The sequence below is a fragment of the Nonomuraea sp. CA-141351 genome (assembly GCF_050944675.1).
GTDB lineage: Bacteria > Actinomycetota > Actinomycetes > Streptosporangiales > Streptosporangiaceae > Nonomuraea.
In genome coordinates, this window is sequence record NZ_CP191982.1 from 10,461,029 (window position 1) to 10,486,958 (window position 25,930).

The window sequence follows — 25,930 nt, forward strand, 5'->3', positions numbered from 1 at the left end:
ACCGGAAGCGGCGGCCGCTTTCACGGGCCGTGAAAGCGGAACGCCTCATCGGTTGAGTGAGAGATGTGACTGCCAATTCGACGGCTGAGAATCTCGCCGATCCGCGGGGGACGATCAGCGACGAGGCTTTGGTGAAGCTGTCGCGTCGCACGCCCGAGCGGTTCGGGGAGATCTACGACCGGTATGTGAGCGAGATCCACGCCTACCTGGGCAGGCGGCTCGACCGGCAGGCCGCGGACGATCTCACAGCCGAGGTGTTCCTGGCCGCCTTCAAGAAGCGTGAGACGTTCGATCCCCAGCGCGGCCAGGTCCGTCCCTGGCTGTACGGCTTCGCCGGAAACGTGATCGCGCTGCACCGGCGTACCGAGGTCCGGCGGCTGGCGGCGCTGCAGCGCAGTGCCGACGCGCACGAGGGCAGCGAGCATGGCCACGAGGAGCGCGTGGTCACCCGACTGGACGCCGTGAGCGCACAGGGGCGGCTCGCGGCCGAACTGCGCGCATTGCCCGACGGGGACAGAGACGTGCTGCTGCTGAGCGCGCTGGGCGAGCTGAGCCATGAAGAGGTGGCCCAGGCACTCGACATCCCGTACGGCACCGTCGGATCGCGCCTGTCGCGGGTGCGCAGAAAGCTCCGTGCCGCCTTGGGCGGCGCCAACCCCTTGCTTGGAGGCTCTGATGAATGATTACCGGGCGGTGAGGGACCTGCTGCCCGCGCCGCCGCTGTCTCCCGAGGTCGAGCGGGCCGGGCGTGAGCACCTGAACGCGGCCTTCGCCCAGGAGCGGGTACGACGTGGCCACAGGGCCGCCAGGTGGAGCGCGCTGGCGATCAGCCTGGTCGGCGCCGCCGCGGCGGCGGCGATCGTCATCGCGCACGCCGCGCCCTCGACCGTGCCCGCCTCCCCTGGCGCGATCACCCCGGCGGACGGCAAACGGTTCCTGCTGGTCGCGGCCGCCTCAGTGGCCGCCGTACCCGACGAGGGCACGTGGTGGGGCAGTACGGAGGTGGAGGGCCGGCAATTCCACGAGCCCGGCGGCCGGTACGTCCTGCGCGAGAGCGAATCGAGACAGACCTGGATCCCCGCAGATCCTGAAGGACGCACCTGGTACCGCCAGACGCCTCAGGGAATCAAGCCCGCGACGCCCCAGGACGAGGCGGCCTGGGTCGCCGACGGCTCGCCGAACTCCTGGACGTACGACAAGCCCTCGGAAATCGGCCGCCTCGGTGTCGTACGGTCCGAGCCCGGCGAGCAGCGGACCTGGTCGACCGAGGACTGGGACTTCCGCATCCTCACCGCGGGCAAGCCGCTGACCAAGAGGAACCAGGTGCCGGAAACCCCCGACGGGCTGAAGGCGCTCTTCGCCGCCGACGACCCCACGACCATCGACACCGCGGCGCGGCTGCTGTTCTTCGCGCCGGTCACGAGCGAGACCAGGGCCGCCGCGTACCGGCTGCTCGCCTCGACGCCCGGGGTCACCGCCGTCGGGCAGGTGACCGATGCGCTGGGCCGGGCCGGGCAGGCGATCGAGTACGAGTCCGGGGAGTTCGCCCCACCCAACTACCGCGGGCCGACCAGGACCCGGCTGGTCATCGACCCCGCCTCCGGCAAGCCTCTTTCCATCGAAACCCGCTCCACCGCGGACGGCCTGCTCTTGACGTACACCGCGATCCAAGACACCCGTTGGGCGAATTCCAACCCGTTGAAGGAGAACAAATGAGATTCCCTCTTACCGTTGCCGCTGGGCTGCTGTTCGCTGGTGTGGCCGCTGTTCCGGCGTCCGCCGACGCCCCGAAGGCGGCGTACTGGCGGGTCGAGACGACCTTCACCAGAACCCACCCTCACGCGTTCGGCAGCGGTTATTACCTGACCGAGCGCAGCGTCAGCACCGAGTGGCAGTCGCCAGAGGGCAAGACCTGGAGCGGCTCCCGTGAGCTGGGAGCCAAGCCCACGACCAAGAAGGACAAGGCGGCCTGGCGCGCCGACGGATCTCCGACCACCTGGAGCTACCGCACGGAAGGCATGAAGTTCCACCTGTCCACCCAGCCCGGCAAGGGCTCGGTGCGGGCGGAGGAGGAGCGGCCCAACGGGTTCCGGCTCGGCGAGAAGTATGTCACGTACCAGCAGCTCCAGGCGCTGCCGGCGGAGGCCGAGGCGCTCAGGAAGCAGCTGACCGCCGAGGTCAACGCCTGGATCGACGAGGCCGCCGAAGAGTCGAAGACCACCGATCCGAAGGCCACGAAGAACGACTGGCTGGTCGACCTCGACCAATATGTCGCCCAGCGGGCGGCCGAACTCCTGTACGTGAACCCCGTACCCGACAAGGTCAGGGCCGCCGCCTACCAGGTCCTCAAGACCACCAAGGGCGTCAGCGACCTCGGCCGGAGCAAGGATCCACTGGGCCGCTCCGGCCAGAAGCTCGCCCTGCCCGTCTCGTCCCGCAAGGGGTCGGTGCTCAAACAGCAGCTCCTTGTGGACACCAGGGCCATGACGCTGCTGGCCGAGTACACCGACCTCAAAGACGGCGGCAAGACGGTGCTCGGCAAGTCCGGCGTGGAGACGTGCAAGGCCGGCTGGACGGACGACAAGCCCGCCGTTCCAGACGTGAGCTGACCCGAGCCTCGCCGCAGCCCTGACGTCCGCGTCAGGGCTGCGCGTGATGTCGGCTTGGGGCTTCGGGCGGGATCACGACGGGATGTCGAAGTACGCGCGGATCGTGGTCGCCCCCACGCGGGTGTGGACGCGTACGAGATCGCTCAGCAGGTTGACGATCAACAGCCCCCGCGACCCCGCGTGACGGGGATCGACCGGCCGGCGCCCCGCCAGCAGGTCGGTGATGTGTCCCGAGTCGCTGACCTCGCACACCATCCGCCCGTCCTCCACCCAGATCCGGACGGTCCCCGACCCGCCCCCGTGGTCGAGGCTGTTGGCCCCGAGCTCCGCCACCGTCAGCCGGATGTCGTCGAGCCGGTCGCCGGAGAACCCCATCAACGCGGCCTGCCCGGCGGCCAGGCTGCGGGCCTCCGAAAGGTTGGTGCGGTCGAAGCGCAGGGACACGAACTCGGCCGGCTCCCCCAGCGCCAGGTTGTGCCCCGAGACCACCAGCTCGGGCGCGTAGTCGGCGCTGGGCCACTCGCGAGTGGCGTCGCGCAGCACGGGATGGGTGCGCGCCGCCTCGTCGATGACCTCGGGTGCCAGCCGCACGGCGTCGTACGGGCAGAGGATCGTGACCCGCCGCCCCGCGAACGACCAGTTGATCAACGCCTCGTGCTGCGCCGCGGCCCCGTATTCGGTGTCGGTGCGCCCGGCCCAGATCGGCTCGCCGATGATCCGGACGTGACCGCCGGGATGCCGGTCGGCGAAGTCGCGCAGCACGGCGGGGATGATCCGCCCCGGGTTGCGCCCGGCCTCCTGCATGTCGAGCAGCTGCACCGACTTGGCGTCGTCTCCCAGCGCAGCCTCGATCAGCGCCAGATTCGCGGCGGGGACGGCGACCGCGACAGGCTCACCGAGCGCCAGTCCGGCGCGGACGAACGCGGTGGTGGCAGCCACGTATTCCCGGTCGCCCCGGTAGAAGAGCGCCGGATGCACGAATGGTTCCGCCAACATCAGACCTCACGCTACCCAAGGTTGATGACTTCAAGACAATCCGTTGGGTACCTAATATGTGTGAAGAGCAGAATCCAACTCATCCGCCGTCCCCGCCCCGCCAGCAGGTTACTCCCGCTGGATCTACGCACCCCGTCCGGCCGGCGCCTCCCGTTCTGAGCAATGCGAACCTATGCTCAGGGACATGTCGGAATTGCAGATGCGGGTCTCCGACGATGACCGGGAGCGGACCGCGCAGCAACTGCAGCGCGCGTTCAGCGAGGGCCGCCTCACCCAGCCGGAGCTCGAAGACCGCCTCGAGATCGCCCTGACCGCGAAGACCTACGGCGACCTGCTGGGCCTGATCGACGATCTTCCCGTCGAGCAGCCGCATGTCGAAGACGTGGTCGAGCTGGAGTCCAAGAACGGCCACATCAAGCGCTCCGGCGACTGGGCCGTCCCCCGGCGGCTGCGGGCGATCTCCAAGTACGGCAGCGTCGAGCTGGACCTCTCCGAAGCCGTCGTCACCCATCCGGTCGTGGACATCGAACTCGACCTCACGTACGGCTCCGCCAAGATCATCCTGCCGGAGGGCGGGGTGGCGAACGTCGACGCGTTCCACAGCGACTGGGGCCACACCACGACCTCCGACGTGCCGGGCAGACCCCGCCCGGGTGCCCTCTACGTCGTGGTCAGCGGCAGGACGAAGTACGGCGGGCTCATGGTGCGCTATCCGCGCAGGCGCTGGTTCACCCACTGATGGAAGAGCGAGATGTGGTGCTCGCTGGGCACGAGCACCCCGCCCTCGCGGTACGCGCGTGACGACATACCCGGCTGGGTCCGCTCGCAGGCGTCGAAGTCCTGCTCGTTGACCCGGTGGAACAGCTCGACCGACAGCGACAGGTCGGCGCCGGAGGCCACCACGTCAGGGTGGTAGAGCCAGTCGCACTCGACCACGGTCCTGTCCACCGCCAGCGGGAACATCCGGTGCATGATCACGTGATCGGGCACGAGGTTGACGAACACCTGCGGCTTGACGGTGATCGCGTAGTAGCGGCGGTCCTGGTCCTGTGACACGTCCGGCAGCTTGCCGAACCCCGGGCTGCCGTCCACGGTGAACCCCTCGATCCGCTCGGCGAACTCCGCGCCGTGACCCACGTAGTACTGCGCCGCGTAGCCGCCCGCGAACTCCGGCAGCACGGCGACCAGCTCTGGGTGGATGGTGGCGCAGTGGTAGCACTCCATGAAGTTCTCGACGATGAGCTTCCAGTTGGCCTTGACGTCGTAGACGATCCTGCGGCCGAGCGCGAGCTTGTCCACGTGGTAACGCTCGATGGCGGCCGGGTCCCCGAGCCGTTCGATGGCCGCGTACGTCACCGTCTCCTCGAACGAGGGCGGCTCCGCGGCCAGGCACACCCACGCGTACCCCAGCCATTCGCGCAGGTGCACGGGCACCAGTCCGTATTCGACGCGATCGATGTCGGGCATCTTCGCCAGGTTCGGGGCGGCGGCCAGGCGGCCGTCGAGGTCGTAGGACCAGGCGTGGTACGCGCACCTGATCGTCCTCCTGACCTCGCCCTCCGGCTCCAAGCAGAGGCGGGCGCCGCGATGCCTGCAGACGTTGAGGAAGGCGCGCAGCCGATCGTCGCGGCCGCGGACCACGATCACGCTCTCCCCGCCGACCTGGACCGTCCTGAACGCGCCCGGCTTCGGCACGTCCTCGCCCCTGACCGCGCAGAACCAGAGGCTCTCGAAGATCTTGGCCTGCTCCTCGGCGAACACCTCGGGGTCGGTGTACGAGCGGCCGGGAAGCGTGGGCATCAAGCTGGTCAACCGGCACCCCTCTGTTGCGCATTACGCACCGAGTTGCTCTATATGCGACATCGTCAGTCGGCTTTCACGAGGAGTCAAGAGGTAGCCGCCGGTCCTGCACGGCTTTACACCGGCTTGATACGCAAGGTGTTAGTGGGGTGCAAGTGACGGTCAAGGACTGATCCATAATGTTCCCTTCGTTCGCTAAACCTACGAAGGGCATGGAAATGACTCCCCCTCGTCGTCGTCTGGCCGTCGCGGCCGCGACGCTGACCCTTGCCGTCCTCTCCACCGCCTGCGGCGCCATCGGCCAGGCCGTCGACTGCAACACCGCCGCCAGTGAGGCCAGCAAGATCGCAACCGAGTGGAGCTCCGCGATGGCGACCAGCGCCACGGACAAGGAGGCCCTCGGGAAGGCCTCGAAGACCGCGGCGGACAAGACCAAGGAGCTCGCGAGCAAGTACGACGGCGACGTCGCCGCCGCGCTGAACGACATGGCCGCCGGGTTCGAGACCATGGAGAAGGGCGACCTGAGCAGCGTGGCCGAGTTCAGCGGCAAGATGAACGGCTTCACGAGCAAGATCACGGCTGCCTGCTCCTGACGTCGGGCCCGCGGTCGCCGTTCCGCCTGTGGGGGGCAGGACGGCACGGCGGCCGCGTCATGTCGGGGTGGATTCGTTCTAGTCTTGCTGCCTGTGACGGGTGAGACTCTGGCGGTGCGAACGGGGGCGTCCGCCGCCTTGTGGAGAACCCGGCTCTCCGGCCACCGCGTGCGTGTGAGCGCTCTGGCGCTCGTCTCCGCGGTGGTCTATGCCGTGCTGGGGCTGGTCAAGCTGGCCACGTTCCGGGCCACCACGTTCGACCTGGTGATCGTGGACCAGGCTGTGCGTAACTACGCGCACTTCCGCCCGCCGTACATCCCGGTGCGCGGCATGTTCTCCGACCGGGGCATGGACTACGTCCAGCTCGCCGACCACTTCTCGCCGATCTACGCGCTGCTGTCGCCGTTCTACTGGATCCACGACGGGCCGGAGACGCTGGTCGTGGCGCAGGCGGTGCTGTTCGCCGCGGCGATGCCCTTCCTGTGGCGCTACACCAGGCGCGTGCTGGGCGTCGCGCCCGCCTACCTGGTCTCCGTGGCGTACGCGCTGTCGTGGCCCGTGGCGCAGGCGGTCGCGTTCGACGTGCACGAGGTGATGTTCGTCCCGCTGCTCACCGCGATCATGATCGAGCGCTACCACGCCGGCAGGACGTTGCCGGCGTTCCTGGCGATGCTCGGACTCCTCCTGGTCAAGGAGGACATGGGGCTCATGGTGGCCGGAGTGGGGTTATGCCTGATCGTCATGGGCGACCGGTGGCGCGGCGTGCTCTGCGTGATGTTCGGCCTCGGCGGCCTGCTGCTCGCCCGCGGCCTGGTGATCTCGGTCTTCGGGGGCGACGCCACGGACTACTGGGCCTACGGGCACCTCGGCGACGACCTTCCCGGCGCGATCCTGGGGATCGTCCACGACCCCCTCGCCGCGCTCCTGCTGCCGTTCAGCGAGGAGGCCAAGGTCGACACGCTGCTCCTGCTGGCCTGGCCGACGTTGATGCTGTGCCTGCTCTCGCCGCTGTCATTGATCGCGCTGCCGCACGTGCTCGAACGCATGTTGTCCGACCGGTCGCTGTGGTGGCAGGCCGACTTCCAGTACAGCGCCTTCACGGTGATCATCCTCTTCTGCGCGGGCGTGGACGGGCTGGCCAGGCTGCTGCGCCGGCTGAAGCGCTCCGACGAGCATGACCACGCCTCGCTCAAGCTGGCCTGGTCGGCGGCGGCCTGCGTGGTCGCGCTCACCCTGGTGCCCAAGTTCTCGCTGGACCAGCTCTACCATCCGGCCTTCTACAAGGAGCCCAAGGCGGCCGCCGCAGCGGAGGCCGCGAGCAAGGTGCCCTCCGGGGTCACCGTCGAGGCGGTCAACTCCCTCGGTCCCGCCCTGACGTCCAGGACCACGGTCCTGCTGTGGACGGCCAAGTCGCACGGCGCTCCGTGGGTGGTGGCCGACACCTCACGCTGGGAGTTCCCCTTCGGCTCCCCCGACGAGCAGCTCGCCACGGTCGGCGAGCTGGAGGCCGACGGGTACACGAAGGTCTTCGAGCACGACGGCTACGTGGTGCTGCGCCGCGACTGAACCGCCTCCTCGTAGGCCCGCTCGAACCCCGCCAGCACCGTGGGCCACGAGCCCGCGGCCGGGGGCGTCGCGCGGTTGTAGGCGGCGATCGACTCGCGCAGCCCGGAGTCGGTGCACAGGCGCGCCACCGCGCGGGCCAGGTCGCCGAGTGTGCGGCCGAGCAGCCCTTCCGTGCCGTTCCTGACGAAGTCGGCGACCCCGCTCTGCGCCCTGGCCACCACGGGCAGACCCGCGGTCCGCGCCTCGAGCGCCGCGATGCCGAACGACTCGCGCGGCGCGGGCGCCACGAACACGTCCGCGGACTCCAGCACCTTCGCGATCTGCTCCCGGGTGTAGCGGCCCGGCAGGAAGACCCACTCGGCCATGCCGTGCCTGGCGAGAAAACGTTCCATCTGACCGCGGGCGGGGCCGTCGCCGACGATCGTGGCGCGCATGGGAATCCGGGCGGGCACCCGCGCCCTCGCCGCCTGGAGCAGCCTCAGCAGGCGCACGGGCTGCTTACGTGGCGCCAGCCGGCCCACGGCCACGATGTGCACCTCCTCACGACGATCGGGGATCCCCGGAGGAGGCGCCCAGCCCGACAGGTCGAGGCCGTTGGAGACAACCCGGACCGGCACCTCGGGCCCGGCCACGGCGCGGATCGGCCCCGCGGCCGCGTTGCTGACCGTGGTCGCCACCAGCCGCCACCGCTGCCAGCCGAACGCCAGCCGCAGCAGCCGGTAAATCATCCGCGTGGCCGGATCCCACATGCTGTGCACGGTCACCACGCACGGCACCCCGGCCCGCGCCGCGGCCCGCACGCCCATCCAGGCGAACGGCGAGACCGCACCCGTGTGGACGTGCACCACGTCGGGGCGCAGGGAGGTGATGCGGCGCGTGAGATGCCCCACGCCGAACGGGTGCACCGGCAGGTCGAACGGCATCCTGGCGACGATTCTGTGGACGCCGGGCAGCGCCTCTCCCCTGGTCGCCGTGGCCACGGAAACGTCGTGTCCGGCCTCCCCCTGCATCCGCACGAGATCGGCCACCTGGACCTCGATCCCGCCGAGTCGCGGCAGGTAACAGTCACTCACGTGAAAGATCCGCACCCCTCCCAGACTAATCTGGGCGTGTGCCTCCACGTACCGCTGTGTTCTTCCACGCCCATCCCGACGACGAGGCCCTGCTGACGGCGGGCACCATGGCGATGCTCGCGGCCGAGGGGCACCGCGTGGTGCTCGTGGTGGCCACCGCGGGCGAGCGCGGGCTGGCCGATATGGAGCCGGGCGAGGCGCTCGGCGAGACCAGGCTCAAGGAGCTCTACAAGTCGGCGGCGCTGCTCGGCTGCGCGCGCGTGGAGTGCCTCGGCTACGGCGACTCGGGGCTGAGTCCCAAGGGCGGCATCGCCGAAGAGCGGCCCGACAACGCCTTCATCGACGCCGACACGGAGGCGGCGGCCAAGGCACTGGCCGCGATCCTGCAGGAGGAGCAGGCCGACCTGCTTGCGATCTACGATCCGGCGGGCGGATACGGGCATCCCGACCACGTGCAGGTGCACCGGGTGGGCAAGCGGGCAGCGGAGATCGCCGGCACGGAGATCGTCCTGGAGGCGACGGTCAACCGGGATCCGCTGGTCAGGCTGCTGCGGCTGGCAGGCCGGTTCTACAAGTTCCCGCCGGAGTTCGACGTACGGACGTTCGAGAGCGCCTACTCGTCCAACGAGACGATCACCCATCGGGTCAACGTCAGGAAATACACCAGGCAGAAACGCGCGTCCATGGCCGCGCACGCCTCCCAGGCCAGCGGCGGCGACAGCGACCGCACGCTCGCCGTCATGCTGAAGGTCCCGCGCCCGATCTACCGCTTCGTCTTCGGCACCGAGTGGTACGTACGCCGCGACCTGCCGCCCGGCACCCGGCTCACTCATCCCTTCGACCGGTGGCCGAAATAATTCCTTCGGAGGACGTTGCCTGTCCGGCGACCCGTCAGACTGGACCCCGATGAAGAACAAGTGGCTCCAGATCGCCCTCTCCGTGCTGTCGCTCGGGCTCGCCGTGCTGCTCGTGGTCTTCCTGCCGCAGATCGTGCACACACTCACCGGCAAGCCCGTCTCCTGGCACCAGATCGGCACCGTCTTCGGCACGCTCGGTGCCGGCGAGATCGCGCTGATGAGCGCGCTGTGGCTGCTGAGCCTGCTGGCGTACACGTTCGTGCTGACCAACTCCCTGCCCGGCCTCAACAACCTGCAGGGCCTCACGATCAACGCGGCGGGCAGCGCGGTCAGCAACCTGCTGCCGTTCGGCGGTGCGGTCGGCGTGGCGGTGACGTTCGCGATGACCAAGGGATGGGGGTTCACCAGCCGGTCGATCGTGGTGATGACGCTGGTCAGCGGCATCTGGAACACGTTGTTCAGGTTCATCCTGCCGGCCGTCGGGATCATCGCGCTGCTGGCCGCGGGCAAGGCGCCCAACACGACCGTCGCCAACGCCGGGTGGACAGGGGCCATCTCGATCCTCGTGCTCTGCGTGATCGTGGCCGTCGCCCTCTACTGGGAGCGCGCCGCCGACGTGCTCGGCCGCGCGCTCGACGGCATCACCCGGCTGCTCCGGCTCAAGATCCACGCCTCGGACGCGTTCCACAAGCTGCGCGCCGACACCGCCGGCGTCGTCAGGACCCGCTGGCTCGGGCTGTCACTCGGCATGGTGTTCTTCCTCGGCTTCCAGTGGGCGATCATGGCGGCCTGCATGTACGCCACCGGCGCCTGGCCCGGCCCGGCCGAGTCGATCGCCGTCTTCGCGCTGTCCAGGGTCCTGACCAGCGCCCTGATCACGCCCAGCGGAGCGGGCATCATGGAGAGCGGCGTGGCTGCCTTGCTCATCTCGGCGTTCGGTGTGCCGGCCACTCCCGCGATCGCGACCGCACTGCTTTTCGGCTTCTGGACTTACACTATCGAGATCCCGTTCGGCGGCCTGGCACTGGGCGCATGGGCACTGCTGCGCAGGCGCAACGGCCGGAACGCCGGCGCGGAGCCCCCGTCCGCGATATCGAAGGCCCAGTAGTGACAATCCCAAACCCATCAAAGACCTTGTGCGTGATTCATAGGCCCGCATAGCGTGGCGGCTGACATGGTGGCGTTCCGAGTTCTGGGGCCAGTCGAGGCGTACGAACACGACGACGAACTCGACCTCGGCGGGTTGCGGCAGCGGGCCGTCCTCGCCCGGCTTCTCGTGGCCAGAGGTCAGGTCGTGCCCGTTGACACGCTTCTTTACGATCTGTGGGACGACGACGCGGCAAAGGGCGCGCAGTCGGGCCTGCAGGTCTACATCTCGCGCCTGCGGCGGGTGCTGGAGCCCGGCCGCCCGCGCGGTGGGCCCAACCGCCTGCTGGTGACGGTCGCGTCCGGCTACGCGTTGCGGGTGGCCTCCGACCAGGTCGACGCGCTCAGGTTCGAGCAGCTCGTACGCGCGGCGGGCGAGCATCTCGAAGAGGGCGACCCTCAGTCCGCCCGCGGCCGCCTGGAGAAGGCTCTGGGCCTGTGGCGCGGCACCCCCTACTCCGACTTCGCCGACCAGTCGTGGGCTGAGGCCGAGGTCAACCGCCTGGCGGAGCTGCGTCTCGTGACACGCGAGCGGCACGCCGACACCGGGCTGCGGCTGGGCCTGCACGCCGAGACCGTGCCCGACCTGGAGGCGCTGACCACCGAGCACCCGCTGCGGGAGGAGGGCTGGCGGCTGCTGGCGCTCGGCCTCTACCGGTGCGGCCGGCAGGGCGACGCACTGGCCGCGCTGCGCAGGGCCAGGAACATCCTGGCCGACGAGCTGGGCATCGACCCGGGTCCCGCGCTGCGCAAGCTGGAGTCCGACATCCTGGCCCAGTCGCCCGAGCTGGACCTGGCCGTCCCGGCGCGCCCCGCACGACCCGCCGCGCCGGTCACCGACACCTGGCCGCCCAGGCCGGCCGCGGCCGTCGAGCCGCCGCCGCTGGAGCCCGAGCCGTTCGTCGGCAGGGACGCCGAGCTGGCCAGGCTGACCACGGCGGCCTCGCGCACGGGCAGGTTCCAGGTCGCGATCGTGACCGGGGTCGCGGGCGCGGGCAAGACCACGCTGCTGCGCCAGCTCGAGGGCAGGCTCGCCGCCGACGGCTGGATCGCCGCGTCCGGCGCGTGCCCCGACTCCAGCGCCACCCCGCCGGGCTGGGCGTGGGTGGAGATCCTGCGCACGCTCACCGGCACGACCGGGGCGGGCGAATACGCGCAGCTGCTCGCGCCGCTGCTCGACGACGCCGCCCCCGATCCCGACGAGGACGAGGCGTCCGGCGGCTTCCGGCTGCACCGCGCCGTCGGCGGCTACCTGGCCGGGGTCGCGCGCCGCGCGCCGGTGCTGCTGACGCTCGAAGACCTCCACTGGGCCGACGACCAGACGCTCGCCCTGCTGCGCGCGCTGCCGAGCCTCCTGGCCACCAGCCGGGTGCTGCTGGTGGTGACGTGCAGGGACAGCGAGCTGGACGACCGCCAGTCCGACGTGCTGGCCGCGCTGGCCAGGCTGAGCCCGCTGCGCGTGGGCCTGTCGGGGCTCGACCCGAAGGCCGTGGCCGAGCTGGTCAAGGCGACGTGCGTACGCGAGATCGACGAGGACGCGGTCGAGTCGATCGTCGAGCGCACGGGCGGCAACCCGTTCTTCGTCCGCGAGACCGTGCGCCTGCTCGACGCCGAGGGCGCGGCCGATCGGGCCAGCGCGACCCAGGTGCTCTCGCGGGTGCCCTCCGGTGTGCGCGACGTGCTGCGGCGGCGCATCTCGCGGCTGCCCTCGGGCGCACAGCAGATCCTGCTCCAGGCCGCCGTGATCGGCCGCGACGTCGACCTCGACGTGCTGATCGCCGTGTCGGGCGAAGAGGACGCGGTGATCGAGGCCGTCGAGGCGGCGCTGCTGGCCGGGCTGGTGACCGAGCCGGGGCCCGGGCTGCTCAGGTTCGACCACGACCTGGTGCGCGACACGATCTACTCCGACGCCTCCAGGCTGCGCCGCACCAGGCTGCACGCGGCCGTGGCGGCGGTCATCGAGCGGCGCGCGCCGTCCGACGTGGCGGCGCTGGCCCACCACTACTTCCTGGCCGACGCGGCCGGGAAGGCGGTCCACTACGCGGGGCTGGCGGCCGAGCAGGCGGAGCGGCGTTTCGCCCACCGCGAGGCGGCCACGTTGTGGGAGCAGGCCATCGCGGCGTTCGACCGCTCGCGCAACGACGAGCAGAGCGGCGAGCAGTCGCCGGAGCGCACGAAGGAGCGCCTGCGGCTCATGTTGCGCCAGATCAGGGCGCTGGCCCTGTGCGGCGACATGCATGCGGCCCGGCTGCTGCGGCGCCAGGCCATGGACGCCGCGCTGCCGCTGGGCGACCTGGAGATCACCGCGAAGGTCGCGGCGTCGCTGGCCGTGCCGCACAAGGGCATCGCGCGCGACTTCACCCGCACCGCGTGGGAGATCGTCGACGTCACCGAGAAGGCGCTCATGGAGCTGCCCGAGGGCGAGCAGCGGCTGCGGGCCAGCCTGCTGACCACTCTCGCGCTGGAGCTGGAGGGCTCCAGCTCGCCCGAGCGCGGGCGCCAGGCGTCCCTGGAGGCGCTGGAACTGGCCAGGCAGAGCGGCGACCCGACGCTGATCGCGGCGGCGCTGAGCGGGCGGCTGCGGCAGTCGTACGACATCCCGGCGGTGGACACCCGGGAGAGCATCGGCAGGGAGCTGCTGGAGGTCGCACAGCGCTCGGGGCAGATGGCCACGCAGGCGCTGGCCCACCTGGTGCTGCTGGAGTGCGCGGCGGCCAGGGGCGAGTTCGCGGTCGCCGACGAGCACGCGGCCGCCGCCGACGCCCTGGCCAAGCAGTACGACCTGTCGGCCCCCGCCGCGGTCGTGGTCTGGTATTCGGGCCAGCGGCTGATGATCGCCGGCGACTACGCGGGCGCCGAGCGGGCCTACCGCGATGCGGCCAGGATGACCGCGCGGGCGGGCATGCTGGAGGGCCGCCAGGACCTCCCGCTGATCACGACGTTCTGCCTGCACCTGGTCGACGGCCGGGCGGCCGAGATGGTCGACCTGCTCGCCGAGAAACACGCGCGGGGGGCCAAGTGGACGCTCGACGCGTACGCGCTGGCTCTGGCCTCGGCGGGGCATCTCCAGGACGCCAAGGCCGTGGCCGCCACCCGTCCGCCGGTGCGCCCCGACTTCCTCTACGAGCTGGCGATGACCTGGCGGGCCCTGGCCGGCATGCTGCTCGACGACCGGGAGCGGATGGTGGACTGCTACGACAAGCTCAAGCCGTTCGCCGACCGGGTGGCGGGCGCGGGCACCGGCGTGGTGGCGCTGTGGCCGGTGGCGCTGACGCTCGGAGACCTCGCCATACGCCTGGGGCAGCCCGACGCCGCGCGCGAACACTACAACAAGGCGCTCGAGGTGGCCGAGCGGGTCGGCGTGCCGCGCTGGGTGGAGGCGGCGCAGCGGTCGGTCGGCAGCTCACCTGGAAACGGACGTTCTTGACGGCTTCGGCGCCCGTGATCGGTTGACGGTCATGCGGGGCTCGAGTTGCTCGGTGTAGGGCACCTCGCGGGCCGACAGGGTGACGGTCATCACGTGCTCGGGTGGGGCGCCGGCGCCATCGGGGGCGGCGAAGCCGGCGTACGCGCCGGTGAACGCCAAGGCGGCCACGAGCAGCTTGGCCGCGCTCTTGGCGCCACTGGCCAGGACGGCTGCGCTTGTCGCCGGCATGTTCAACCCCCTTTGCCTCCCTCATAGAGTGAGGCTGGGTGGTTGAGCCCTGGTTGTCGGCTGGTTGCGGAGGCTTGCAACCCGGTGTGGCGGAAGCTTGCAGCTTGAACTAAGGTAAGCCTGACCTAAGGCTTCGGGAGGGGTGGGTGGATGAGCGGCATTGCCGATCCCATGAAGCCGTCCTTGTTCGGCCTGCCGTACTGGCTGGTCGGGGCCGTGCTCATCCTCGCCCTGTTCGGCGCGTTCCAGGTGTACTACTGGGTCGGCCGCAGGCTGGGCGAGAAGCTCTACGACTCGCGCGTTGGCGTCCGGGTGGGGCGCGAGCGGATCGCGAAGATCGAGCGGGTCCTCGAGAAGTGGGGCGCGCTTGCCGTCTACGGCTGCTTCTGGGTGCCCATGCTGCGGCACACGCTGCCCTGGGTGGCTGGTGCGCTGCGCGTGTCCTATCCCTGGTACGTGGTCGCGAGCGCGCTGGGCTGCCTGACCTGGGCGCCGATCTGGTGGTTCGGCCTGACGGCCATCGTGTGGGGATGGCTGGAGCTGGCCGCGCGCTCGCCAGTCACGGCGGCGGTCGTGGCCGTGCTCGCCGTGGCCGCGATCTCATGGATGGTGGTGCGGCGCAGGAAGAAGCGGCGCGCCGCCTCGTCAGAGGCCCTGGTCTCCTAGACTCGCCCCGGTCTGGTCCTCGATGACGGCTTCCGGAGCGTTCCTGCGCACGGTCTCGATGCCGTTCACGCAAGCGATCTTGGTCGGGTAGCCCTCGCCGACCGCGAGCGTCTGCCCGTTGTTCGCCACGAGCGCGAAGCGGAAGCCGCCCTGCCCGTCCTCGCTGATGATGAACCTGCCCGCCACCGCCCACTCCCCTCGGGTTCAGCTTGGATTTACCCCATCCGATCTGGCCTTATGGCGTAGTTCGGCAAACGGACTCTTGATCTCCTGCCAACATGTTTGGCATGCGTATTGGGGGTTTCATTGGCTCTGCCGTCCTCGCACTGGTTGTGGGGGTCGCCTCTCCGGCCGCGGCGGCGGACGCTCCGGAGGTCGCGGCCAAGTCCGCGTACGTCGTCGACTCGGCCGGAACGGTGCATTTCGGCAAGCGCGAGACTCGCCGGGCTCCGGTGGCCAGCCTGGTCAAGGTCATGACGGCGTACGTCGTGCTGCGCGAGGCCCAGCTGAGCGACACGATCACGATCAGCGCGGCCGACGTCAAGTACGCGAGCAGCAACGGCGCGACCACGGCGGCGCTACGGAAGGGCGAGCGGCTCACGGTCAGGGACCTGCTGTACGGTCTTCTGCTGCCGTCGGGGGCGGACGCGGCCAGCGCCCTGGCGCGGCACTACGGTCCAGGCAAGACGGCCTTCGTCGCCAAGATGAACCGCACCGCCCGCTCCCTCGGCATGTCCGACACCCGCTACACCAACCCCGACGGCATGCCCACACCGGGCAACGGCGGCTACTCGACCGCGGTCGACCAGGTCAAGCTGGCGCAGCGGGCACTGGACGACAGCACCTTCGCGGCCGTGGTCGGGAGCAAGACGCACAAGGTGGCCAAGACGTCGGTGCACAGGGCGCACACCTGGCACAACTCGAACAAGCTGCTGTCGCGTGCCGACGAGGTGCTGGGCGTGAAGACCGGGTACACGAAGGCCGCCGGATACTGCCTGCTCTTCGCCGGGGAGCGGAGCGGCAAGCGCGTGGTGGGCGTGCTGCTCAATGACCAGAACGAGCGCCGCTTCGAGACCGCCGAGCGGCTCCTGGACTACGCCGGGGAGCAGATCGCAGGCGGCTAGCCGAGCGGGTAGGTGCAGCCCTCGGCGCCCCACTCGCCGAACAGCGGGCGCTCGCCGCGGTCGATCGCCCTGATGGAGGGGCGGCCTATGTGGGCGAAGACCAGCCGCCCCACCTGGAGCTCGCGGGCCTGCCGCGCGACCTGGAGCACGCTCGCGTGCCCGCCCACGCCGCCGGCGAAGCGGATCGGCCGGTCCCAGCCCGCCGCGTCGGCGAACATCAGGTCCACACCGGCCGCCCAGACGGGAAAGGTCCAGAACTCCGGCGCCCAGGCGGCGTGCGCCCGCTCCGTCCTGATCAGGTAGCCGTAGGTGGGATGTGAGGTGTGGCTGACCGGCAGCGGCACGATCTCCACGCCCGCGGCCTCGTACGCCGCCACCCCGGCGGTCATCCCGAGCGCCCGGGCCGCGCGGCGTATCTGAGGCATCAGCTCGGCGCGTTCGTCGCAGACCAGCCAGCCGTCGAGCCGTTCGCCGCCCGCGGCCTCGCCGCCTCCGTCGAACAGGACACGGTGGCCCTGCCAGCCGGCCAGCAGCCCGGCGGGACGGTAGCGCGGGGAGTTCATCGCGCCGACCCCCACCAGGCGCAGCCACACCGCCGTCATTCGCCGACCTTGGCCGTCCGCTGTCCGAGTTCGATGCCTGTGCTCTTCATGGCACCAACACAGGTGCCCCCAGGAAGGCCGGCCTCACACAGCACGGCAGGCGGGATCCAGGCGATCCGCCGTCCACCTGAGCGAGTGCGCCACCCGTACCCGCACCTTGGCCCTCGGGTGGTGCGGCCGGCGCGGCGCCCCGGGGAGCGCTTCGCCCAGCGAATCCCGATAACCCATCGCGGTCTGATGGGCGAGGACTTGCATAGCGTCCATGACTCCTCCTTAATCAATTAAGATCTTAATCGATTAAGACAGGCCGGGCAAGCTCTTCGGTACGGTGGGACGATGGCCAGGGTGACACTGCAGACGATCGCCGACCGACTGGGCGTGTCCCGGGCCACCGTGTCCTACGCGTTCTCCCGGCCCGACCAGCTCAGCGACGGGCTGCGGCGGCGGATCATGGAGGTGGCCGACGAGCTCGGCTACGCGGGTCCCAATCCGACCGCGCGCTCGCTCCGCCTGGGGCGGGCCGGGGCGCTCGGGCTGATCTTCAGCGAGACGCTGGCGTACGCGTTCGCCGACCCGTACGCGATCGGGTTCTTCCAGGGGCTGGCCACGGCGGCCGAGGACGCCGGGGTGGGGCTGCTCATCCTGCCGCTGCCGCACGGCGACCGGCGCAGCGAGACGGTCAGGGACGCGGTGGTCGACTCGTTCTGCGTGATGTCGCTGCCCGATGGGCATCCGGCGCTGGCGGAGGTGTTCGCCAGGAAGCTGCCCGTCGTGGTGGTGGACGAGCCGTACGTTCCAGGGCACCCGTTCCTGGGGATCGACGAGCCCGCCGCCGCGGCCGCCGCCGCGCGGCACGTGCTCGGGCTCGGGCACCGGCGGGTGGGGGTGGCCATGGTGGGCCTGCACGACGACGGCTACACCGGCTGGGCCTCCCAGGAGCGGCAGCAGAGCGCCGTGTTCGAGGCCATGCGGCGACGGCGGGGCGGCTACCAGCAAGCCTGCGAGGAGGCCGGGGTCGGCTGGTCAGGGGTGCCGTTCTACGAGGTCGCGCGTAACTCGCGCGAGGCCGGGCGGAAGGCCGGGCACGCGCTACTCGGGCGCGACCCGCGACCCACCGCGATCCTCACCAACACGGACGTGCTGGCTCTTGGGGTCCTCGACGCTGCGGCCGACCTGGAGCTGGAGGTGCCGAGGGAGCTGTCGGTGGTGGGCTTCTCCGACAGCGCGGCCCAAGAGGCGGGGCTCACCACGATCAGGCAGGCCAAGCAGGAGATGGGGGCGGCGGCGGGGCGGCTGCTGCTGTCGGGGGCCGCGGCGGAGCCTGAGCGCCTGACGTTCCCGTACGAGCTGATCGTCCGCGCCTCCACCGCTCCCCCACCTCAGACCTGACGGCCCAGAATCCCCCTCCTTCACTTCACGAGGGGGAGGATGTCAACCGAGTAGCAGCATGAGGGCCACCGCGACAGCGACCACGGCGGTGCCGCCGTGCATGGCGTAGGCGAGGGCAGGGTGGCCGCCACGCCTGGCCACGATGATCGCGTCCCCGGCGGGGATGACGGCGCTGACCAGGACGGCCCAGCCCAGCGCGTGCGCGTCCCCCAAGGCGATCAGGACGAAGATCACCAAGGCGGAGCCCAGGTCGCGGATGGCCTTCACGGAGAAGTACGCGCCGCCGTCCATGCCCGAGGTCGTGCCCGGCACGCCGAACGCGCTGGCTGCGGCCTCTGGGACAAAGAAGAAACGAAGGCTGACAACGACGAGGGTGATGCCGATCAAAGCCGCGATCACGTAAGCGGTGGTGACCATCTTGTGCACTCCAGACGAGAGCCATCGGTAGAAGTGCTAGCAACGCTAATCTAGCAATGACTCAATGTCTAGCGGCGCTAGGAATCAAGGACGCCAGACCTCCTGGCATCGACGCGAGGACCGAGGCGGTGGCGCTGCTCGCCAGTTCCGCCGAACTCAGCACCCCGGTCCCCGGCGGGGCCAGCGCACCGCGGACGACGCCATCACCTGGATCGCCTGATCCAGAAACCGGTTACCGACGGGCGGTCCCGCGGATAGGGTGGTCTACGCATCATCCCGGAGGGCATCCCATGGCGGAATTCATCGAGGTCCGGGCCACGATCGAGGGCTACAAGGAAGCGGCTGCCCTGGCGCACGCCATTCTCAGCGCGGGCCTGGCGGTCTCGATCGACATAGCGGAAGTGCCGTCCGCGCGCCCTGGCGAGATCACCTGGGAGCTCACGCTCATCACGACGGACCGGCATGCGGCCACGCTCGAACGGCACATCAGGGAGACCGGCGAGGGCTGCACCGTGGTCAGCACGCCGGTCACCCACGACGCCGACGGCTACCCCGACTGGCTCACCGACGGCCGGCCCTGACGTCCTACTCCCACTCCCAGCGCGGGACCTCACGCAGAGGATGGAGCTGGTCGTCCGTCTCCGCATGGGAGTTCTGTACGGCCACCTCCGTGCCGAACTCCACATGAGAGCGCAGCGCCGCCCTGAACGGCTCGTCGCCGGGCAGCCCGGCCTGGTCGGCCGCCGCCATGTACAGCTCGACGAACCGCCGCCGCTGGTCCTCATTGATCTTCAGACCCCGGTGGGCGCCGATGAGCAGCGGGAACCCGCCCATCTCCTTGGAGAAGGTGTCGGGACCGCCGAAGGTCTCCGCCGTGAAGGCGGTCAGATTGTCGACGTGGCTCGCCCTTCCCTCGCCGAAGAGCGGCTGAAGCAGCGGGTCGGTCAGCAGGCTGCGGTAGAAAATCTCGATGAACGCACGAAGGCCCTCTTCGCCGCCCGCGTGCTCGAATAACGTCTTCATGATTACAGCATTACAGCTCACTGGGAATCCAGCCAGAGGCATTCGGAACTTGGTCCTGGGCCATATCAGGACGCAACAGCCGATGACCAGGGTTTCATCGAGATCTGCGTAACCAAGAAGAAACGGGGTTCGGGCCGATTATCGAGGTTGTAATGATCGCGGGGATCGGGGATCTGCGTCCAGACCTGGCGAAAGTCGGCCATGTCTACGATTTCTTCGCTGCAGGGTGAGCGTTCGTGCTGGTCAACGTCGGTGACGATGGCGGTGATAGCGGACACGGCGGGCGGCATGGCAAACTGCACGGACAACGAGGCTCCGGTAGATCGGGTTGGCGTGAGGACCGCCGTTCTACGGGGCCTTGGTTGCATGTCAGACCCACGCCACGCCATACGCGATCAAGCTGTGACCTGCACCGAACCACCCACCCGTCTCAGGAGAACTCCCTCAGCCCTGTCCCCAGCATCTCCACAGGATGTTCATCGGAATAATAGGAAAGAGGAGGGCGGAATTACCGCAAAGTTCGTATTGTCGGCGCATGAACGGCTATGGGGGCCCGGGAGCTTACCCACCCGGATTGCGGGGACAGAACAGACCGCCTGATCCGCCACGGCCATGGGTGTCGTTCGGAAGCTTCCTGTGGGCCGTCGCTCCGCTTTTCACCTGTGGCTTCGCCCCCCTTTCACCGTGGGATACGCGGCGGCGCGGCTCCGAAGCCTGGCCCAGGCGGCCGCTGCCATTCTTTACGCGGGCTGCCTGATGGTGTGACTGGCGGTCGACTTGCCGGATTCCAAGGGCATCACCGCCCAGGACGCTCTGATTATGCTCGCGGCGGCCGCCTCCTCGCTGGGAGCGACGATCCATTCCCTTCTCATCCGGCCTCAGGTCTTCTCCCTGCAACCGGTCGGCACAGCGCCCAACGATGTCGCCATCCGGATGGCGGAACATCGACGCGAGCTGCGCAGGCAGGCCCGGGAGCTGGCGAAGCGTGATCCGGGGCTGGCCTGTGAGCTCCGAATCGGACGCCCCGATCTCGCCCGGCAGTACGACGACGGCGGCCTGGTGGACATGAACCACGCCCCCGCCCAGGTGATTGCCACGGTACCCGGGATGCGACCCGAACTGGTCGAACGAATCCTCCAGGTCCGGGAGGCTGTCGGTGTCTCCTCCTCCCCCGCGGAGTTGTCCGTCACAGCGAACCTCTCGGTCGACCTGAACGACGAGCTCGCCGAATACACCGTTTACCTCCCCTAGCGCCCTGGCAATCGGATTGTCGTCCCACTCTGCCCCTAGAGGTGAAGGTCAGATCGAATTTCAGGCTGCTGTTCGGCTTCACCTTGATCACGGACAGGCGGCCGCCCTTGACGGTGATGCGCGTCGGCCGGGATATGGCCACCTCGCACGTGCCGTCCCTGCAGGCCGAGTAGCGCTTGCCGTCGGATGCGCGTGGCAGGGGCCGCGCCGACGGGGTCGGTGTGCCGGCGGATGGGCTGGGGCTAGGGGAAGCCGTGGCCGCCGTTGGGCTGGTGCTCGGGGAAGCCGTGCTCGCGGGTTTGCTGGAGGACGCCGTGGCGGCGGCTCCGCCTCCGCCGGACGGGGCGGAGCCGCATCCGGCCACCAGCAGAAGCACGAGGGCCGCGCCTGTGGCCGGCCGAAGGCGGGGGAGGGACAGCGTGCGGTTCACAGCGACTCCAGTGGGATCGCGTTCCGGATCCAGAGAACCAGCACGTCTCCGGGACCGGTCCCGAAGGCGGGGCTCGGACCCTCCTCAGTCACCCGGCGGAAATGATGGGCCATGCGCGCACATAGGCAGAAATGTCCGAGTACATGAGCCGATGAGGAGATTCGCCATGGGAACCGCCCGTGGATGACGACCGGCTGGCCAAGTTCGAGGCCGCCTACGAGCAGGCTTACGGTCAGATCACGGCCTACGCCGCGCGCCGCTGCGACTCGCCGCAGGACGCCGCCGACGTGGTGGCCGAGACCTTCACCGTCGCCTGGCGCCGGGTGGACGAGCTGCCGGAGGGCGCCGAGGCCACGCTGTGGCTGTACGGCGTGGCGCGCAAGGTCCTGGCCAACCACTTCCGGGGCGACAACCGCCGCCGGGCGCGCACCGCCGAGCTCGACGCCGAACTGGCCGACCTGTACGGGCACTCCCCGGACACCGAGGTCGAGCTGGACGCGATCGGCCGGGCGTTCAGGAGCCTGCCCGACGAGGACCGGGAGCTGCTGTCCCTGGTCGCCTGGGAGGGCCTGGAGCGCGAGGAGATCGCCAAGGCGCTGGGGCTGTCCCGCAATGCCGTACGCATCAGGTTGCACCGCGCCCGCAGGCGCCTGTCCCGGGCGCTCGCCGCGGCGGGCGTGCACGTCACCGCAGAGAGCCGGCTGGTCCCGGCGGAGAGGCCCCTGTGAGGAGCGCTGTGAGGAACGCCGTGAAGAACACCGACGACGTCGAGGCGATCAAGCCGCTGGCCCGGGTCGAACCCGGCGGCCGGGGAGGCGAGCCGTCCGGCGCGGGGGCGCGGGCGCTGCTGGCCACGATCACGGCGCAGGAGCCCGGGACGGCGCCGCGGAGCCGCCGCCGGTACCCGCCCAGGCGGCTGGTGTTCGGGCTGGCGGCCGCGGTCACGCTGGCCGCGGGCATCGTGATGGTCCCGATCGCCCAGGGTGACGGCGTGCCCAGCTCGTACGCGGTCACCCTGGACGACGGGATGGTGACGATCCAGATCCGCGACTTCAGGGACGCCGCCGGGCTGGAGAGGCGGCTGCGGGAGCTGCAGGTGCCCGCGATGGTGGATTACATCCCCAAGGGCATGATGTGCCGCGAGCCGCGCGGGAAGAACGTGGAGGACGTTCCCCGCGGTCTGTACAGCTTGCCGGAGAACATCCCCGGCGAGTCGGAGGGCTGGCAGATGCGCATCAACACCAAGCTGTTCCGTCCCGGTCAGACGTTCGTCTGGACCATCAGCGGCAAGGGCGGAATGACCACCACGTACCTGATGGAGGGCCCGGTGGCGCCCTGCGAGCCCGTGCCCGCGCCCACGCCGAAGAGGATCGAACCGGAGTTCCGCATCGCGACCTTCAAGGGGCGTTCGCTGGAGGGGCTGCGCGTGGACGAGAAGACCGTCGGCGAGGTCCTGCCCGAGCTGAGGAGCCGCGGCAAGAAGGTGATCTTCGCGGTCATCTCCGTCCCGCCGGGGAACCCCGGAGGCTACGGCATCGACCGCACGCAGGAGGAGACGGTCGGCGACCACTGGGTCGTCTGGGAGGCGGAGGAGAACGCCAAGGGGGTGATCCGGCTGCTCGTGACCGAGCACCGGCTCGACAAGAACCCCGTCTACGGCGGACCCAGGGACGCGGTCATGATGGAGTGAGTGGACCCCCATCAGACCGCGCGCAGGTACTGCCTCGGGTAGCGATCCCGGAGAGTGGCCGACCGGGATCCGCTGGTCCGGGTCCAGCCCGCCGGTGCTGACGTCGAGCAGGTCCACACCGTGGTCGTGCAGGAGCCGGGCCAGATCGACCGTCTCCTCCGGCGTCCAGCCGCCCTCCACCCAGTCGGTGGCCGAGACCCGGACGAGCAGGGGGCGCTCGGCCGGCCACGCCCCGCGCACGGCGTCGACCACCTCCAGCAGCAGCCGGACCCGGTTGTCGAAGCCGCCGCCGTACCGGTCCGTACGCCGGTTGGCGCGCGGCGAGAGGAACTGGTGCAACAGGTATGCGTAGCCGCGGTAGGCGAGCGAGGCCCTCGTCCCTTCCGGCAGTGGGTTGCCCAGCCGTTCGTGGACCGTACATCAACGCACTGACACACCTGGCTCCTCGACGTGCGCGGAACCGGGGTGCCCGCGCTCATGATGGCGCCGCACCCGGTTCACACGGCATCAAGGGACGAAAGCATACGGAGTGAAAATCGGAACAGGGCGCATGGCCAAGGGGGTGGCCGTCATGCCGGCGACGGCAGCCGCGGGCATCGTCCTCACATCGGGGCCGGCCCGACCGCTGGGCCCTCATGACCTACCAGGCTGCCGGCCTAACCCGCGGACAGGCCGTCGAACAGCAGGCCGAGCAGCCGGTCGAGGCGGCCGCCCGAGTCGGGTCCCCGTGCCTGCTCGTGTGCCCAGGCGATCCCGAACACCAGCGTGAAGAGCTCGACCGCGGTCAGATCGGCGCGGACCTCCGCACTGCGCTGGGCCCGGATCAGCAGGGCCTCGGCCGCCGTTCGCATCGATGCGCAAGAAGCGTGCAGGGCCGAGGTCTCGTCCTGGAGAGTCGCCGACAGCGCGGCCGTCAGCCCCCTGTAGCTCGTGCCCGCCTCGGCGAACCGTCGCAGCCACGCGACGAGCGCCTCACGTGGAGAGTCATGGCCGAGCAGGGCATGGGCCTCGGCGCCGAGCACGTCGAACCGCTCGCGCAGGACCGCCTCCAGCAGCGCGTCACGGGTGGGGAAATGCCGGTAGAGCGTGCCGATCCCGACCCCTGCGCGGGCGGCGACGTCCTCCAGCGAGGCGGAGACGCCGTCCTGGTCGAAGGCCGCGCGGGCCTCGGTGAGGAGCCGTTCGCGGTTGCGCCGGGCGTCGGCCCGCATCGGCCGCGCGGTCGTCCCGCCGTCCATCCGTGCCTCCCTTCGTCGGTGCCCGTCGTCCGCTGTTGCCAACCGGAGTCTGCCTCCGTATCTTAGCTTACGGAAAATCGGAGGCAGCCTCCGATTTGGTCTGATCGAGGGGTGATGGTGATGGACATGGCGGAGACTCGCGACAGGCTCGGCGGGCTCGGGGTGTGGATCGCGCCGATGACGCTGTTGCGGACGCCGGTGCCGGTGCAGCGCGAGCAGTTCGCCCGGATCGAGCGGCTGGGGTACGGGTCGTTCTGGACCGGAGAGCCGCCCGCATCCTCGCCGATCGGAGGGCGGGAGGTGTTCGCGCAGCTCGCCATCGTCCTGGGCGCGACCGAGCGGCTGGTCGCCGGCGCGGGCATCGCCAACATCGGAGCGCGCCATCCGGCGACGATGCACGGCGCGGCGGCCACGCTCGCGGAGGCCCACCCCGGACGGCTCGTTCTCGGCCTCGGCGGGCAGACGGGCGACCGCCCGCTCACCCAGCTCCGAGATTATCTGGACGCACTGGACCAGGCTGCGGCCCGCCTCCTGCCCGAGGTCCGCTATCCCCGGGTGCTCGCCGCGCTCGGCCCCAGGGCGCACCGGCTCGCCGTCGACCGGTCCGACGGCGTCCATCCCTTCCTCCAGCCGGTCGAGCACACCGAGATCGCCCGCAAGGCGCTCGGGCCCGAACCGCTGCTCATCCCGCACCAGGCCCTGATCATCGACCCCGAGCCCGGTTCGGCCCGGGAACGGATGCGTGCCCTCCTGCGCATCGGCCAACGCAACGTCGAAACCCCGTACACGGCCAGCTACCGCAGACTCGGCTACGGCGACGACGACCTGAGGGACGGCCGCAGTGACCGGCTCATCGACGCCACTTTTGCCTGGGGCGACGAGGACGCGGTCGTCCGGCGCCTGCGCGCGCACCGCGACGCCGGGGCCGACCACGTCCTGCTGCACCCACTGACCGACGATCTCCCCTCGGCCGTGGACCAGCTCGAACGGCTCGCGCCCCGACTCCGGTGAAACCGGATCCGCGGTAGGGGCAGGTTCGCGCGCCGACCGGTCCGGCCTTTCGATCGAACGTGTCCCGCTTGAACATCACGGCAGCCTTGGGCGTCCCGCCACAGCCGGCGACGCTGCGGGCCATCCAGGACGGCGGCAGTGGACAGATGCCCCGGTCACCGCTATGGCCTCAGAAGTGAGTCAGTCAACTAACTCACTCGATGAGGCTAAACCGTGATCGTTGTCACGGGCGCGACAGGCCAGGTCGGTGGAGAGCTGGTCCGGTTGCTCGCCGCCGCGGGCGAGTTGGGCCGCGGGCGCTGACCCCGCGCGAGCGCGCCGCGGTCCTTCGCCGACTGGGCCGCCCGCAATGTCCCCGCCTTCCGCTGACCGCACCACCCGGAGCCCTCACCATGAGCATCCCGACCGGAACGCACGCCATGACCGCCTCAGTGCGATCCTTCCTGGCCGAGCCCCGCGTGGCCACGCTGACGACCCTGCGGCCCGACGGGTCCCCACACGTGGTGGCGGTGCGCTTCACCTGGGACGGAGACGGCGGAACGGCCCGCGTGCTGACCGTCGCCGCCTCGCGCAAGGCCCGCAACCTGGTACGGGGCGGCCGCGTCGCGCTCTGCCAGGTCGACGGGTTCCGCTGGGTCACCCTTGAGGGCGCCGCGACGGTCTCCGACGATCCGCGGCGGGTGGCCGAGGCCGCCCGCCGCTACCTCCGACGCTACGGTTCGCCGCCGCCCGCGCCGCCCGGCCGGGTCGTGATCGAGATCGCGGTGGACCGCACCATGACACTCAACACCTGA

30 protein-coding genes and 1 pseudogene are annotated in these 25,930 nt (G+C 70.2%); 19 read left to right on the top strand and 12 right to left on the bottom strand.

Annotated features, from left to right (window positions below; all coding sequences use genetic code 11):
• Window positions 1-65: 65 nt before the first annotated feature.
• From ACQPWU_RS48985 to ACQPWU_RS48995, 3 genes are read left to right on the top strand one after another with little or no spacing between them, the layout of a single operon-like run.
• Window positions 66-683 carry an RNA polymerase sigma factor gene (locus ACQPWU_RS48985; protein WP_433433190.1) on the top strand — a complete coding sequence of 206 codons (618 nt, stop codon included), beginning with the start codon at window positions 66-68 and terminating at the stop codon, window positions 681-683.
• A complete protein-coding gene (locus ACQPWU_RS48990) occupies window positions 676-1,716 on the top strand; it encodes a CU044_5270 family protein (protein WP_433433192.1) in 1,041 nt (346 codons plus the stop codon). Before ACQPWU_RS48985 ends, ACQPWU_RS48990 begins: the two co-directional genes overlap by 8 nt.
• Entirely contained in the window at window positions 1,713-2,609 is an 897-nt protein-coding gene (locus ACQPWU_RS48995) for a hypothetical protein (RefSeq protein ID WP_433433194.1), read from the top strand. The genes ACQPWU_RS48990 and ACQPWU_RS48995 overlap by 4 nt, the downstream gene beginning before the upstream one ends.
• Window positions 2,610-2,681: 72 nt before the next feature.
• On the opposite strand, the gene ACQPWU_RS49000 is transcribed toward ACQPWU_RS48995, so the two are convergent.
• On the bottom strand, window positions 2,682-3,605 hold the full coding sequence (locus ACQPWU_RS49000; protein ID WP_433433196.1) for an anti-sigma factor RsbA family regulatory protein: 924 nt from the start codon (window positions 3,603-3,605) through the stop codon (window positions 2,682-2,684).
• A 184-nt stretch (window positions 3,606-3,789) separates the two neighbouring features.
• On the opposite strand from ACQPWU_RS49000, the gene ACQPWU_RS49005 reads away from it, so the two are divergent.
• Window positions 3,790-4,344, top strand: a complete 555-nt coding sequence (locus ACQPWU_RS49005; RefSeq protein ID WP_433433198.1) for a DUF1707 SHOCT-like domain-containing protein — start codon at window positions 3,790-3,792, stop codon at window positions 4,342-4,344.
• Here ACQPWU_RS49005 and ACQPWU_RS49010 read toward each other — a convergent pair.
• On the bottom strand, window positions 4,314-5,405 hold the full coding sequence (locus tag ACQPWU_RS49010; protein ID WP_433445495.1) for an aromatic ring-hydroxylating oxygenase subunit alpha: 1,092 nt from the start codon (window positions 5,403-5,405) through the stop codon (window positions 4,314-4,316). The genes ACQPWU_RS49005 and ACQPWU_RS49010 overlap by 31 nt on opposite strands.
• 218 nt (window positions 5,406-5,623) lie before the next feature.
• Here ACQPWU_RS49010 and ACQPWU_RS49015 point away from each other — a divergent pair, with 218 nt between their 5' ends.
• Together ACQPWU_RS49015 and ACQPWU_RS49020 are read left to right on the top strand one after the other, a co-directional pair.
• Window positions 5,624-5,998 (top strand): hypothetical protein, encoded by a 375-nt coding sequence (locus tag ACQPWU_RS49015; protein ID WP_433433200.1) that lies wholly within the window; start codon window positions 5,624-5,626, stop codon window positions 5,996-5,998.
• A gap of 174 nt (window positions 5,999-6,172) precedes the next feature.
• The gene (locus ACQPWU_RS49020; protein WP_433433201.1) at window positions 6,173-7,564 is read left to right on the top strand and encodes a DUF2079 domain-containing protein; all 1,392 of its coding nucleotides are present in this window, start codon (window positions 6,173-6,175) and stop codon (window positions 7,562-7,564) included.
• Here ACQPWU_RS49020 and ACQPWU_RS49025 read toward each other — a convergent pair.
• Window positions 7,540-8,637 (bottom strand): glycosyltransferase, encoded by a 1,098-nt coding sequence (locus ACQPWU_RS49025; RefSeq protein WP_433433203.1) that lies wholly within the window; start codon window positions 8,635-8,637, stop codon window positions 7,540-7,542. The genes ACQPWU_RS49020 and ACQPWU_RS49025 overlap by 25 nt on opposite strands.
• A 38-nt stretch (window positions 8,638-8,675) precedes the next feature.
• On the opposite strand from ACQPWU_RS49025, the gene ACQPWU_RS49030 reads away from it, so the two are divergent.
• The 3 genes from ACQPWU_RS49030 to ACQPWU_RS49040 all read left to right on the top strand — a co-directional run bounded on the left by ACQPWU_RS49030 (window position 8,676) and on the right by ACQPWU_RS49040 (window position 14,067).
• A complete protein-coding gene (locus tag ACQPWU_RS49030) occupies window positions 8,676-9,494 on the top strand; it encodes a PIG-L deacetylase family protein (RefSeq protein ID WP_433433204.1) in 819 nt (272 codons plus the stop codon).
• A 49-nt stretch (window positions 9,495-9,543) separates the two neighbouring features.
• A complete protein-coding gene (locus tag ACQPWU_RS49035) occupies window positions 9,544-10,602 on the top strand; it encodes a lysylphosphatidylglycerol synthase domain-containing protein (RefSeq protein ID WP_433433206.1) in 1,059 nt (352 codons plus the stop codon).
• A gap of 66 nt (window positions 10,603-10,668) precedes the next feature.
• Window positions 10,669-14,067, top strand: a complete 3,399-nt coding sequence (locus tag ACQPWU_RS49040) for a BTAD domain-containing putative transcriptional regulator (RefSeq protein WP_433433207.1) — start codon at window positions 10,669-10,671, stop codon at window positions 14,065-14,067.
• Here the strand turns inward: ACQPWU_RS49040 and ACQPWU_RS49045 are convergent.
• Window positions 14,044-14,295: a hypothetical protein gene (locus ACQPWU_RS49045; protein ID WP_433433209.1), complete on the bottom strand. Its 252-nt coding sequence runs from the start codon at window positions 14,293-14,295 to the stop codon at window positions 14,044-14,046. The two genes, ACQPWU_RS49040 and ACQPWU_RS49045, sit on opposite strands and share 24 nt — an antisense overlap.
• Before the next feature lie 150 nt (window positions 14,296-14,445).
• Here ACQPWU_RS49045 and ACQPWU_RS49050 point away from each other — a divergent pair, with 150 nt between their 5' ends.
• Window positions 14,446-14,961 (top strand): DedA family protein, encoded by a 516-nt coding sequence (locus ACQPWU_RS49050; protein WP_433433211.1) that lies wholly within the window; start codon window positions 14,446-14,448, stop codon window positions 14,959-14,961.
• Here the strand turns inward: ACQPWU_RS49050 and ACQPWU_RS49055 are convergent.
• On the bottom strand, window positions 14,941-15,147 hold the full coding sequence (locus ACQPWU_RS49055) for a YegP family protein (RefSeq protein ID WP_433433213.1): 207 nt from the start codon (window positions 15,145-15,147) through the stop codon (window positions 14,941-14,943). The two genes, ACQPWU_RS49050 and ACQPWU_RS49055, sit on opposite strands and share 21 nt — an antisense overlap.
• 101 nt (window positions 15,148-15,248) lie before the next feature.
• On the opposite strand from ACQPWU_RS49055, the gene ACQPWU_RS49060 reads away from it, so the two are divergent.
• Window positions 15,249-16,085, top strand: coding sequence for a D-alanyl-D-alanine carboxypeptidase family protein (locus tag ACQPWU_RS49060; protein WP_433433214.1), 837 nt, complete (start codon window positions 15,249-15,251; stop codon window positions 16,083-16,085).
• Here the strand turns inward: ACQPWU_RS49060 and ACQPWU_RS49065 are convergent.
• Entirely contained in the window at window positions 16,082-16,687 is a 606-nt protein-coding gene (locus ACQPWU_RS49065; protein ID WP_433433215.1) for an MBL fold metallo-hydrolase, read from the bottom strand. The two genes, ACQPWU_RS49060 and ACQPWU_RS49065, sit on opposite strands and share 4 nt — an antisense overlap.
• Window positions 16,688-16,771: 84 nt before the next feature.
• Window positions 16,772-16,951 carry a hypothetical protein gene (locus ACQPWU_RS49070; RefSeq protein WP_433433217.1) on the bottom strand — a complete coding sequence of 60 codons (180 nt, stop codon included), beginning with the start codon at window positions 16,949-16,951 and terminating at the stop codon, window positions 16,772-16,774.
• Between the two features lie 72 nt (window positions 16,952-17,023).
• Here ACQPWU_RS49070 and ACQPWU_RS49075 point away from each other — a divergent pair, with 72 nt between their 5' ends.
• Complete coding sequence (locus ACQPWU_RS49075; protein WP_433433219.1) at window positions 17,024-18,076, top strand: LacI family DNA-binding transcriptional regulator; 1,053 nt, start codon at window positions 17,024-17,026, stop codon at window positions 18,074-18,076.
• A gap of 42 nt (window positions 18,077-18,118) precedes the next feature.
• Here the strand turns inward: ACQPWU_RS49075 and ACQPWU_RS49080 are convergent, their stop codons facing one another.
• A complete protein-coding gene (locus ACQPWU_RS49080; protein ID WP_433433221.1) occupies window positions 18,119-18,493 on the bottom strand; it encodes a DUF4267 domain-containing protein in 375 nt (124 codons plus the stop codon).
• Between the two features lie 290 nt (window positions 18,494-18,783).
• Here ACQPWU_RS49080 and ACQPWU_RS49085 point away from each other — a divergent pair, with 290 nt between their 5' ends.
• Window positions 18,784-19,074 carry a hypothetical protein gene (locus ACQPWU_RS49085; RefSeq protein WP_433433222.1) on the top strand — a complete coding sequence of 97 codons (291 nt, stop codon included), beginning with the start codon at window positions 18,784-18,786 and terminating at the stop codon, window positions 19,072-19,074.
• A gap of 4 nt (window positions 19,075-19,078) precedes the next feature.
• Here the strand turns inward: ACQPWU_RS49085 and ACQPWU_RS49090 are convergent, their stop codons facing one another.
• Together ACQPWU_RS49090 and ACQPWU_RS49095 are read right to left on the bottom strand one after the other, a co-directional pair.
• The gene (locus ACQPWU_RS49090; RefSeq protein WP_433433224.1) at window positions 19,079-19,516 is read right to left on the bottom strand and encodes a group II truncated hemoglobin; all 438 of its coding nucleotides are present in this window, start codon (window positions 19,514-19,516) and stop codon (window positions 19,079-19,081) included.
• 65 nt (window positions 19,517-19,581) lie between these two features.
• The gene (locus tag ACQPWU_RS49095; RefSeq protein ID WP_433433225.1) at window positions 19,582-19,818 is read right to left on the bottom strand and encodes a hypothetical protein; all 237 of its coding nucleotides are present in this window, start codon (window positions 19,816-19,818) and stop codon (window positions 19,582-19,584) included.
• A gap of 517 nt (window positions 19,819-20,335) precedes the next feature.
• Between ACQPWU_RS49095 and ACQPWU_RS49100 the strand changes: the two genes are divergently transcribed.
• The 4 genes from ACQPWU_RS49100 (at window position 20,336) to ACQPWU_RS49115 (ending at window position 22,887) form a co-directional block, all read left to right on the top strand.
• Window positions 20,336-20,767, top strand: coding sequence for a hypothetical protein (locus ACQPWU_RS49100; RefSeq protein WP_433433227.1), 432 nt, complete (start codon window positions 20,336-20,338; stop codon window positions 20,765-20,767).
• Between the two features lie 41 nt (window positions 20,768-20,808).
• Window positions 20,809-20,940, top strand: coding sequence for a hypothetical protein (locus ACQPWU_RS49105; RefSeq protein WP_433433229.1), 132 nt, complete (start codon window positions 20,809-20,811; stop codon window positions 20,938-20,940).
• Between the two features lie 436 nt (window positions 20,941-21,376).
• The gene (locus ACQPWU_RS49110) at window positions 21,377-21,925 is read left to right on the top strand and encodes an RNA polymerase sigma factor (protein WP_433433231.1); all 549 of its coding nucleotides are present in this window, start codon (window positions 21,377-21,379) and stop codon (window positions 21,923-21,925) included.
• 8 nt (window positions 21,926-21,933) lie between these two features.
• A complete protein-coding gene (locus ACQPWU_RS49115) occupies window positions 21,934-22,887 on the top strand; it encodes a hypothetical protein (protein WP_433433233.1) in 954 nt (317 codons plus the stop codon).
• Window positions 22,888-22,989: 102 nt separating this feature from the next.
• Here the strand turns inward: ACQPWU_RS49115 and ACQPWU_RS49120 are convergent.
• Together ACQPWU_RS49120 and ACQPWU_RS49125 are read right to left on the bottom strand one after the other, a co-directional pair.
• A pseudogene (locus tag ACQPWU_RS49120) lies at window positions 22,990-23,226 on the bottom strand (oxidoreductase); the annotation flags it as partial.
• Window positions 23,227-23,543: 317 nt separating this feature from the next.
• The gene (locus ACQPWU_RS49125) at window positions 23,544-24,125 is read right to left on the bottom strand and encodes a TetR/AcrR family transcriptional regulator (protein ID WP_433433235.1); all 582 of its coding nucleotides are present in this window, start codon (window positions 24,123-24,125) and stop codon (window positions 23,544-23,546) included.
• A gap of 126 nt (window positions 24,126-24,251) precedes the next feature.
• On the opposite strand from ACQPWU_RS49125, the gene ACQPWU_RS49130 reads away from it, so the two are divergent.
• Window positions 24,252-25,136 (top strand): TIGR03620 family F420-dependent LLM class oxidoreductase, encoded by an 885-nt coding sequence (locus ACQPWU_RS49130; protein WP_433433237.1) that lies wholly within the window; start codon window positions 24,252-24,254, stop codon window positions 25,134-25,136.
• 392 nt (window positions 25,137-25,528) lie between these two features.
• The gene (locus tag ACQPWU_RS49135) at window positions 25,529-25,930 is read left to right on the top strand and encodes a pyridoxamine 5'-phosphate oxidase family protein (protein ID WP_433433239.1); all 402 of its coding nucleotides are present in this window, start codon (window positions 25,529-25,531) and stop codon (window positions 25,928-25,930) included.

Coding starts and splice junctions, on each gene's coding strand:
- ACQPWU_RS48990 (WP_433433192.1), top strand. CDS start 676: ATGAATGATTACCGGGCGGTGAGGGACCTGCTGCCCGCGCCGCCGCTG.
- ACQPWU_RS48995 (WP_433433194.1), top strand. CDS start 1,713: ATGAGATTCCCTCTTACCGTTGCCGCTGGGCTGCTGTTCGCTGGTGTG.
- ACQPWU_RS49000 (WP_433433196.1), bottom strand. CDS start 3,605: ATGTTGGCGGAACCATTCGTGCATCCGGCGCTCTTCTACCGGGGCGAC.
- ACQPWU_RS49005 (WP_433433198.1), top strand. CDS start 3,790: ATGTCGGAATTGCAGATGCGGGTCTCCGACGATGACCGGGAGCGGACC.
- ACQPWU_RS49010 (WP_433445495.1), bottom strand. CDS start 5,405: ATGCCCACGCTTCCCGGCCGCTCGTACACCGACCCCGAGGTGTTCGCC.
- ACQPWU_RS49015 (WP_433433200.1), top strand. CDS start 5,624: ATGACTCCCCCTCGTCGTCGTCTGGCCGTCGCGGCCGCGACGCTGACC.
- ACQPWU_RS49035 (WP_433433206.1), top strand. CDS start 9,544: ATGAAGAACAAGTGGCTCCAGATCGCCCTCTCCGTGCTGTCGCTCGGG.
- ACQPWU_RS49040 (WP_433433207.1), top strand. CDS start 10,669: ATGGTGGCGTTCCGAGTTCTGGGGCCAGTCGAGGCGTACGAACACGAC.
- ACQPWU_RS49045 (WP_433433209.1), bottom strand. CDS start 14,295: ATGCCGGCGACAAGCGCAGCCGTCCTGGCCAGTGGCGCCAAGAGCGCG.
- ACQPWU_RS49050 (WP_433433211.1), top strand. CDS start 14,446: ATGAGCGGCATTGCCGATCCCATGAAGCCGTCCTTGTTCGGCCTGCCG.
- ACQPWU_RS49060 (WP_433433214.1), top strand. CDS start 15,249: ATGCGTATTGGGGGTTTCATTGGCTCTGCCGTCCTCGCACTGGTTGTG.
- ACQPWU_RS49065 (WP_433433215.1), bottom strand. CDS start 16,687: ATGACGGCGGTGTGGCTGCGCCTGGTGGGGGTCGGCGCGATGAACTCC.
- ACQPWU_RS49070 (WP_433433217.1), bottom strand. CDS start 16,951: ATGGACGCTATGCAAGTCCTCGCCCATCAGACCGCGATGGGTTATCGG.
- ACQPWU_RS49075 (WP_433433219.1), top strand. CDS start 17,024: ATGGCCAGGGTGACACTGCAGACGATCGCCGACCGACTGGGCGTGTCC.
- ACQPWU_RS49080 (WP_433433221.1), bottom strand. CDS start 18,493: ATGGTCACCACCGCTTACGTGATCGCGGCTTTGATCGGCATCACCCTC.
- ACQPWU_RS49085 (WP_433433222.1), top strand. CDS start 18,784: ATGGCGGAATTCATCGAGGTCCGGGCCACGATCGAGGGCTACAAGGAA.
- ACQPWU_RS49090 (WP_433433224.1), bottom strand. CDS start 19,516: ATGAAGACGTTATTCGAGCACGCGGGCGGCGAAGAGGGCCTTCGTGCG.
- ACQPWU_RS49100 (WP_433433227.1), top strand. CDS start 20,336: ATGCTCGCGGCGGCCGCCTCCTCGCTGGGAGCGACGATCCATTCCCTT.
- ACQPWU_RS49125 (WP_433433235.1), bottom strand. CDS start 24,125: ATGGACGGCGGGACGACCGCGCGGCCGATGCGGGCCGACGCCCGGCGC.
- ACQPWU_RS49130 (WP_433433237.1), top strand. CDS start 24,252: ATGGCGGAGACTCGCGACAGGCTCGGCGGGCTCGGGGTGTGGATCGCG.
- ACQPWU_RS49135 (WP_433433239.1), top strand. CDS start 25,529: ATGAGCATCCCGACCGGAACGCACGCCATGACCGCCTCAGTGCGATCC.